Here is an 8,919-nt window from a genome sequence, read left to right as displayed (position 1 = left end):
GGGCGACACCACGTCGCCCCGACCGGCCTCCGGCGTCCCCGGAGGTCCTCCGGCAGGCTCGCCCGTCCTCCGGTGGCCTCGGCGGACCTCCGGCGGCCTCGGCGGGCCGGAGTTCAGGGGCCCGGCCGTGCCGCCTCCCGGTGCCGCCAGCGCACCCGGTCCTCGGCCGGTGCCCGCCCCGCCGCCGTGGCCGGCCGCCCCGGAGCCCGGTAGTCCGCGCAGGAGAGCACCAGCATCTCGCCCTCCCCCGGCTGGAACCGGTACGCCACCGGCTCCACCCGGCTGGGGACCCCGAGCCCTGCCAGCTCCCGGCGCAGCCGCTCCAGCTCCGGGTAGCGGACTCCGGTGTCGTACACCACCAGCGGGAACAGCCGGACCTCACGGCGGGCCACCCGCGCGAGGTCCAGCAGCGCCGCCCGGTGGAACTCCTCGTCGAGCCGGTTGCCGTACGAGAACAGCAGGTGCGAGCTGAGCACCAGGTCGAAGGAGTCGTCCGCGAAGGGGAGTTCGGGCAGCGAGCCGGCGACGTAGCGGTCCGGGCGGGCGGCGATGTCGGCCCGGAAGGCCCTGGCGTTGGCGGTCCACTGGCCGATCATGTCGTCCACGTCGCCGTACCGGGACCAGACGAAGCCGGCCGTCTCCTTCACCAGCAGGTCCCGCTTGAAGACCGTCTCCCGTTCCACCAGCAGGCCCAACTCCTCCCGGTGGTCGGCGTACTGGCGGTCCACGGCGACCGCGTCGACGCCGCGCCGCCCGGCCTCGGCGACGAACCCCGCCGCACCGGCCGGGCAGTCCAGGATGCGCTGCTCCAGGTCCCGGTCGGTGAGCGCGAACATGGCCCGGTACTCCTCGAAGGAGCGCGCGCTGACCAGCACCGGCTCACCCCCGCCCGACGAACGGCATGGTGGCCGGCAGCACGACCAGCGACTGGATGCTGGTGTCCGGCGGCTGGGCGGCCATCAGGACGAGCGCCTCGGTGAAGCGCTCGACCGGGATGGTCGCCTCGACCGCCATCGTGCCGTCGGCCTGCATCGCGGCCGGCTGCGGCCCGCCGTCGACCGGGCTGACGTTGCCGACGTCGATCTGCCCGCAGGAGATGCCGTACGGGCGGCCGTCCAGGGCGAGCACCTTGGTGAGGCCGAGCACCGCGTGCTTGGCGGCCGTGTACGCGACCGAGTTGGGGCGCGGCACGTACGCCGAGGGTGCGCCGTTGTTGATGATCCGCCCGCCCTGCGGGGTCTGGGTGCTCATCACCCGGAAGGCCTCGCGGGCGCAGAGGAAGCCACCGGTGACGATGGTGTCGAGCACCCGGTTCCAGTCCTCGAACGGGGTCTCGGTGATCGGCCGGCGCGGGGCGGCGGCGCCCGCGTTGTTGAACAGCAGGTCCAGCCGGTCGTACCGGTCGCGGACGGCGTCGAAGAGCCGGGCGACCTCCTCCGGGCTGCGGATGTCGGTCGGGACGGGCAGCACCCGGTCGGCGGCCGGGCCCGCGAGGGCGGCGGTCTCCTCCAGCGCGTCCTTGCGCCGCCCGGCGACGACGACGGTCCAGCCAGCCTCCAGCAGAGCCAGCGCGGAGGCCCGGCCGAGCCCGCTGCCGCCTCCGGTGACGATCGCGACCCGTCCGTGCGGTGCGGTCAACGTGCCCACTCCTCCCCCTCGTTCACCCAGATCCGCAGCATCCGGCGTGCGTACCGGCCCGGTTCGTCGACGAACGGCGAACGCCCGTGCAGCACGCGGCTGTTACGGATGATCAACAGGTCACCGGCGGCCATCGGCAGCCCGAACGCGATCTCCGGCCGGTACAGCACCTCGTCCAGGACGCCCAGCGCCTCCCACTGACGGTCCGTCAGCTCAGGGCCGCCGCGGTCCGGGGAGGAACGGACGGTGCGGGTCTGGTAGTAGCAGCCGACCGTCCCCTCCTTCTGGCGGTAGAGGATCGGGGTGACCACCACCTGCGGGCCCGCCCGGCCGGTCCGGTCGAACGTCCAGTCCTCGCAGAGCGTGGCCAGCGCGTCCGGCCGCTCCCGCTCGATCAGGTCGCGGACGTGCCGGGCGCTCGCCAGCTTGGTCAACCCGCCGCCGTCGAAGGCGGGCCGGAGGCAGAGCAGGACGAGCAGGTCGCAGGTGTCGCAGTGGAAGCCGAGTTCGGTGTTGCCGTCGCCGTCCTGGTCGCGCAGCACGGAGGTGAGGTCGCCGCGCCCGTTCTGCGGGACGATCCGGCCGTAGTCCCGCAGCAGGAAGGAGAGCACCTCGGTGATCTGCTCCTCCGGGTGCGCCGGGTCCACCAGGCCGCCGATGTGGGTGACACCGACGGAGGCGACGGCGTCCCGGACGAACTCCCGCAGCCAGGCGCGCACCGGCTCCGCCGCGCCCCACCGCCCGGCCCGCGCGTCCGCCCACAGCAGCCGCCGTTCCACCTCCCCCAGCGGGAGCGACCAGAGCGCCCGCCGGGCGTCCAGCTCCAGGCTGCTCCAGCCGATTTCCTTCACCGTCTCCATCGCTCTCCTCCCTACCGGCTTCCGGCCGCGACGGCCTTGGCCCACAGCTCCAGCGCCTCGTCCACCTGCCCGGCCGTGACCACCAGCGCGGGGATCATCCGGACCACGTTGAGGTGGATCCCGCACGGCAACAGCAGCAGGCCGTGCTCGGCGGCCGCCTGCTGGACGCGCCGGGCCGCCTCCGGATCCGGGGAGCCGTCCGGGCGGCAGAACTCACTGGCGGCCATCAGCCCGAGCCCGCGGACGTCGGCGATCCCGGGCGCCCCGGCGGCCACCGCCCGCAGCCCGGCCAGCAGCCGCTCGCCCTGTTCGGCGGCGTTCTCGACCAGCCGCTCCTCGCGCAGCACGTCCAGGGTGGCCAGGGCGGCCGCGCAGGCCACCGGGTTTCCGCCGTAGGTCCCGCCCTGCGAGCCGGGCCAGGCGCGGCCCATCAGCTCCGCGGACGCCGCGATCGCGGACAGCGGGAAACCGCTGGCCAGGCCCTTCGCGGTGATCAGGACGTCGGGACGCAAGCCCTCCCCGTTCGGGCGGGCGTCCCCGTGCTGGTGGGCGTCCCCGTGCTGGTGGGCGTCCCCGTTCGGGCGGGCGTCCTCGTACTGGTGGGCCCAGAACCGGCCGGTGCGGCCGAAGCCGCTCTGCACCTCGTCCAGCACCAGCAGGATCCCGTGCCGGTCGGCACGCTCGCGCAGCCCGGTCAGGAAGCCGCGCGGAGCCGGCACGTAGCCGCCCTCGCCGAGCACCGGCTCGACGAACATCGCCGCCGTCTCGGCGGGCGCGGAGACCGTCGCCAGCACCTCGTCCAGTCCGCGCAGCGCGTGCTCCACCGCCTCGTCCTCGGACAGCCCGAGCCGGAAGGCGGCCGGGAAGGGCGCCACCGCGACCCCGGGGACCAGCGGGCCGATGCCCGCCCGGAACCGGGTGCCGGCCGTGGTGAGCGAGGCCGCGCCCATGGTGCGGCCGTGGAAGGAACCCTCGAAGACGATCACGTTCTGCCGACCGGTGGCGTGCCGGACGAGCCGCAGCGCCGCCTCCACCGCCTCGGTGCCGGCGGTGGCGTAGAACAGCGAGTCCAGGCCCGGTGGCAGCACCTCGCCGAGCCGCTCGGTGAGGGTGAGCAGCCGGTCGTGGAGCACGGTGGTGTACTGACCGTGGATCAGCCGGCCGGCCTGCTCGCGGACGGCCTCGACCACCCTCGGGTGGCAGTGACCGGTGCTGGTCACCCCCACGCCGGAGGTGAAGTCGAGGTACCGGCGGCCCCCGGCGTCGTAGAGGTGGAGGCCCTCGCCGCGGACCGCGACGACCGGCGTGGCCTGCTTGAGCACCGGGGAGAGCTGGGACACGGAACCTGACGTCACGCTGGATCCTGCCTTCACGGGTGAGTCCTGCCTACGGGGGGACATCCGGGGTGGTCGGGTGCGAGGGCGGGCCCGGGGGCGGGCCGGGCGGCCGGCAGGTAGCCGGCCTCGGCGGCCCAGGCGAGCGCCGCCGACCACCACTGCGGGGTCGGGGCGGTGAAGCGCACGCCCAGCCGGTCGAGCGCCGCCGTGGTGTACGCGCTGTCCACCCGGACGTTGCGCTCCTCCTGCTGCGCCCAGGCGGCGGCCAGCCGGGCGGCCGTCGGGTGCCGGAGTTCGGCCTCGGCGATGGCGGCCGCGAAGGTCTCGTCGTCGGTCAGCCGCACCCGGTGGCCCTGCCCGGCGAGCCAGCCCACCAGTTCGTCGTGCGGGACCTCGTACGGCGACTCGACGTGGTACGCCCCGGGCGCGGCGTACGGGTCGAGGGCGATCGCGGCGATCCCGGCGGCCACCGTGTCCACGTGCGAGAACGCGAACGCGGTGCCCGGCCGGCGCGGCGCCGCACCGGCCAGCAGGTAGCCGCGGATCAGCTGGTAGATCCGGTTGTCGCCGACGTTGGCCTGGAACGCCCCGGTGCGGCTGTGCGCCGCGATGTGGCCGCTGCGGTGCAGGTAGGCGGAGTGCCCGGTGGCCGCCCAGGCCCGGACGGCCTGCTCCGCGCGGAACTTGGTCCGCTCGTACGGGGTGCGGAAGTACTGGCCGATGCCGAGGTCCGCCTCGCTGAAGCGGCGCGGCGGGCCGTCCACGCCGCCCGACACGGCGAGCGTGGAGACGTGGTGGACGCGGGCCTCCGGGGCGTGCTCGCCGACCCAGCCGAGCAGGCGGCGCACCGCCGTGTGGTTGGTGCGTTCCAGCTCGTCGGGCGAGGCCACCAGCCGGACGTCCGCCGCCGCGTGCACGACGATCCGCGCGCCCCGGGCCCGTTCCAGACCGGCCGGGGAGAGGCCGAGGCCGTCCCGGTCGACGTCCCCGGCGACGGCACCGGCCGCGCGGGCCGTGCCGGGGCCCAGGCGGCGCAGCGCCTCGGCGTCGTCGCGGGCCCGTACCAGGCAGGTGACGTCGGCGCCGCGCCGGAGGAAGGCGTCCAGCAGGTGCCGCCCGAGGTAGCCGGTGGCGCCGGTGAGCAGCACCCGGGCGGGTTCACGCACCGCCGCCCGGGCGGTCGGCGGGATGCCGGGGTGCAGCAGCTGGCCGGAGGTGGACAGCGGCGCCCGGACGGGCCCGGGGCCCGGGTCGGCGGTGTCCGGTCCCGCCTCCGTCCCCGGCCCCGTTCCAGCCTCCGTCCCCGGTTCCGTCCCCGCCTCGGCGGCCACGGCCCGGGTGAACGCGGCGGTGATCCGCTCGGCGGCGAGGTCCGACAGTGCGGCCCGGCCGTACACCAGGTCGGCGACCAGCCGTTGCTCCACGATCCGTGCGGTGAGCCGCAGTTCGTACAGCGGATCGCCCCCGGCGCAGCGCGCCGTCCCGGCCTGTTCGTCGGCGACGGTCCAGTCCAGGGCGGGCTCCTCGGGCAGCCGGAAGGTGCCGAGGAAGTTGAACCCGACGGCGGGCCGGTGCCCGGGCCCGTCCATCGGTCGGACGGTCGCCGCGCGCAGCTGCCGCGCCACCGTCCCCGGGTCGGCCCCGGCCGGCAGCGCGACGTGCTTGACGGCGGTGAACCAGCCGACGGTGTCCAGGAATTCGCCCGGGTCGCCCACGGCGTCCCGGCCGTGGGTCTCCACCTCCACGGCGAGCCGGGGGCGGCCGCTCCAGCCGGTGACGGCCCCGGCGAAGGCGGCGAGCAGCACGGCCTCCAGTCCGGACCCGCCACCGTGCCGCGCGACCAGGCGGGCGGTGGCGGCCGGGTCGAGCGCCCAGCTGAGCGCGGCGGGCTCCACCGGGGGCTGCCCGATCGCGGGCTCGGTCACGGGCTCGCGCTCGGGCTCCGCCGCCGACTCGGTCGCAGGCTCGGGCTCCGCCGCCGACTCGGTCACGGGCTCGACCGGGGTCTCCACGGCGGGCTCCGCGTCCGGCACGGCGGAGGGGCCCGCCACGGAGCCCGCCGCCGGTGCCGCCGCCGCCCAGTCGTAGAAGTCCGCCGTCGGCGGCAGCTCGGCCGGCTTCCCGTCGAGCACCGCCCGGTAGGCGTGCGCCAGGTCGTCCAGCAGGATCCGCCAGGACAGCCCGTCGACCACCAGGTGGTGGGCGATCAGCGCGAGCCGGTCGTCGGTGCCGGCCGGACCCGAGAACAGGTGGACGCGCAGCAGCCGGCCGGCCGCCGGGTCCAGGCTGCGGTGGAGTTCGGTGCAGAGCCCGGCGATCGTGTCGGCGATCGGCCCGGCCGCGCGCGGGATCCGGGAGAAGGAGACCGGGTCGAGGCCGGACACCGGTCGGGGCTCGCCGCAGCCGTCCGGCGAGACCGGCCGGCGCAGCGCCGGGTGGCGTTCCAGGACGGCCGCGACCGCGGCCGAGAGCGCCGCCGGGTCCACGGCGGTGCGACAGCGCAGCAGGACGGACTGGTTCCAGTGCCGGACGTCCCGCACGGACCGCTGGCGGTACAACCAGCGCTGCGCCGGGGCGAGTCGGACGCCGTCGCGCCCGGTGCGCGGAGCGGGGACGCCCGGGACGCCCGGGACGCCCGGGGCGACCGGGACGACGGCGGCCGCCAGGCCCTCCGCCGTCGGGCGGCGGTAGAAGTCCTCGTAGGCGACCCGCAGGCCCGCACGCCGCAGGAAGGCGATGGTGCGCATGGCGAGGATGGAGTCCCCGCCGAGGCCCAGCACGTCGGCCCGAGGCCCGACGGCGGGCAGTCCGAGGGCGCCCGCCCAGAACCCGGCGATCCGCCCGGCCAGGCCGGAGCCGGCGGTGCCCTCCGACTCCGCCCGGACCCCGACCAGTTCGGCGACCAGCTCGCCCAGCCGCTGCCGGTCGAGCTTGCCGTTCGGTCCGACCGGGAACTCCGGCAGCACCAGGATCGGCTGCGGCACGGAGTAGCCCGGCAGCCGGTCCCGCAGGTGGTCGGCAAGGCCCGCCACGGTGTCCGCCCCGCCCGACAGTCGTACCGCGCCCAGCAGTTGGCCGCCGACGGCGGTCTCCCGCAGCAGTGCCGCCGAGCGCAGGACGCCCGGGTAGCCGTCCATGGCGCGTTCGACTTCGGCGAGGTCCACCCGGTAGCCGCGCACCTTGACCTGGCGGTCCACCCGGCCCAGGAAGACCAGGTCGCCGTCCGCCCGTCGGCGGCACAGGTCGCCGGTGCGGTACGTCGGCTGCCCGTCCCGCCGGACGAAGCCGCGGGCCGTCTCGGCCGGCCGGCCGAAGTAGCCGGCGGTGACACCGCGGCCGCCGATGAGCAGTTCCCCCACCGCGCCGTCCGGCACCTCCCGTCCGGCAGTGTCCACGACGGTGAGCCGCACCTCGCCGATCGCGGTGCCGATCGGTACGGTCGCCTCCTCGGCGGGCAGCCGGCGGGCGTCGGTGACGAGCAGGCAGGTGGCGCCGACGGTGGTCTCGGTCGGGCCGTAGTGGTTGACCAGCCGGGCGGTGGTGCCGCCGTCGAGCAGGGCGGCGGCGAGCGGGCGGGGCAGCGGCTCGCCGCCGAGCAGCACGGTGTGCAGCGGCGGCGACCCGGCCGGGCGGCCCTCCAGCAGGGCGGTCAGGTGTGACGGGGTGGTCTTCAGCACGGTCACCCCGGCGCGCCGCAGCGAGGCCCAGAACGCCTCCGGGTCGCGTACCTCGCGGTCCGGGACGACGTGCACCGATCCGCCGGTGGCGAGGGCGAGCAGCCAGGCGGTGTGGCCGAGGTCGGCGGCCAGCGTGGTGACGTGCGCGGTGCACGGCGCGTCGGCCTCGGTGAGGTCGAGCCGCGCGGCCAGCGCCCGGGCGTAGTGCACGGCGTTGGCGTGGGTGACGGCGACCGCCTTGGGCTCGCCGCTCGACCCGGAGGTGAAGGAGAGGTAGGCCAGGTCCTCCCCGGAGAGGTCGTCCGCAGGCGCGGGCCACCGGGTGACCGCCCCGGCGTCCGCCGCCCCGGCCGCATCCACCGCACCGTCCGTCTCCACCGCACGGCCCGTCTCCACCGCGCCGTCCGCGGGCGTCGCGGACTGCCGGGTGATCGCCTCGACGTCCACCACCTCCCCGCCGAGCCCGGCCTCCGTGGCGAGCACCCGTGCCACCCGGACCGCTGCCAGCCGCCGGGCGAGGTCGGCCGCCGACCAGTCCGGGTCGGCGAGCACCGCCGCCGCGCCCGACCGCAGCACGCCGTGCAGCAGCACCAGCATCCGGGCGTCCCGGGGCCCGACCAGGGCGACCCGGTCCCCCCGGCCGGTGCCGACGGCGGCCAGCCGGGCGGCGACGAGGCCCGCCGCGGCGTCCAGCGCGCGGTGGTCGAGGGTGCGGACGCCGTCGCTCAGCGCGGGCCGGTCCGGGTACGCCCGGGCCTGGCGGGCGAGGAGTTCGGGCAGCGAGCGGGCGGCCCGGGCGGGTGGTGCGGACCGGAGGTGCTGCGTCGCGGGGGTCACGCCGACTCGTCCCCCGCCCGGCCCGCCCGGGCCCGTCCGGCCGGCACCCCGGGATCACCCACCAGGTACCCGTCCAGCACCGCCCGGGCGGGCAGCCTCCCCGCCAACTCCCAGGCCAGCATGCGGTGCAGGCCGTCGAGGTGGATCAGCCCGGCCCGGACCGCGAGGTCCCCGTAGTCGGAGTGGTCGACCGGGGCGGTGCTGAGGAAGAGCGGCGTGAACGGGGCCCACCGCAGCAGCCGCAGCTTGGCCGCGCAGACCGGGTTGGCCGCCGTCCACGCGGCCCCGCCGGAGCGGACCCGCTCGGCCGCCTCGCCCACCGTGAGCCCGGCGCGCGGCACCAGTTCGAGCTCCCCGCCCTCGCTGAGGTGCCAGGGCAGGACGACGCCCAGGACGTCGGCCCGTGAGAGCCTGATCCGCCACCAGCCGCCCTGGAGGCCGTCGGCGCGTTCGATGTTCTCCTCGCCGTACACGTTGCTGTTCGCCTCGTGGGCCCGCTCCACCGGGTGGTCCCGCAGGTAGGCGTCGTGGACCTCGGAGTAGGCGACGGCGGTGACGATCTTCACGGCA

General features: G+C 76.6%; 6 protein-coding genes. All 6 read right to left on the bottom strand.

Annotated features, from left to right (window positions below; translation table 11 throughout):
• Positions 1–113: 113 nt before the first annotated feature.
• Genes ACFV04_RS23620 through ACFV04_RS23595 form a run of 6 tightly spaced genes read right to left on the bottom strand, consistent with a single transcriptional unit; the run spans position 114 to position 8,915 of the window.
• On the bottom strand, positions 114–875 hold the full coding sequence (locus tag ACFV04_RS23620) for a class I SAM-dependent methyltransferase (protein ID WP_380531891.1): 762 nt from the start codon (positions 873–875) through the stop codon (positions 114–116).
• Between the two features lie 4 nt (positions 876–879).
• Positions 880–1,647: an SDR family oxidoreductase gene (locus ACFV04_RS23615; protein WP_380344186.1), complete on the bottom strand. Its 768-nt coding sequence runs from the start codon at positions 1,645–1,647 to the stop codon at positions 880–882.
• On the bottom strand, positions 1,635–2,498 hold the full coding sequence (locus tag ACFV04_RS23610) for a TauD/TfdA family dioxygenase (RefSeq protein ID WP_380344183.1): 864 nt from the start codon (positions 2,496–2,498) through the stop codon (positions 1,635–1,637). The genes ACFV04_RS23615 and ACFV04_RS23610 overlap by 13 nt, the downstream gene beginning before the upstream one ends.
• Positions 2,499–2,509: 11 nt before the next feature.
• Complete coding sequence (locus ACFV04_RS23605) at positions 2,510–3,838, bottom strand: aspartate aminotransferase family protein (protein ID WP_380531902.1); 1,329 nt, start codon at positions 3,836–3,838, stop codon at positions 2,510–2,512.
• 29 nt (positions 3,839–3,867) lie between these two features.
• On the bottom strand, positions 3,868–8,349 hold the full coding sequence (locus ACFV04_RS23600; protein WP_380531886.1) for an AMP-binding protein: 4,482 nt from the start codon (positions 8,347–8,349) through the stop codon (positions 3,868–3,870).
• Positions 8,346–8,915 carry a DUF6309 family protein gene (locus tag ACFV04_RS23595; RefSeq protein WP_380344178.1) on the bottom strand — a complete coding sequence of 190 codons (570 nt, stop codon included), beginning with the start codon at positions 8,913–8,915 and terminating at the stop codon, positions 8,346–8,348. The genes ACFV04_RS23600 and ACFV04_RS23595 overlap by 4 nt, the downstream gene beginning before the upstream one ends.
• Between the last annotated feature and the right edge of the window lie 4 nt (positions 8,916–8,919).

This window comes from Kitasatospora sp. NPDC059599, assembly GCF_042735125.1.
Taxonomy (GTDB): Bacteria; Actinomycetota; Actinomycetes; order Streptomycetales; family Streptomycetaceae; genus Kitasatospora.
The sequence above is the reverse complement of the archived record's forward strand: the minus strand, read 5'-3'. Positions and strand labels throughout refer to the sequence as shown.

What these genes read in the sequence shown, in the direction of transcription:
- ACFV04_RS23610 (WP_380344183.1), bottom strand. Translation starts at nt 2,498, where the DNA reads ATGGAGACGGTGAAGGAAATCGGCTGGAGCAGCCTGGAGCTGGACGCC.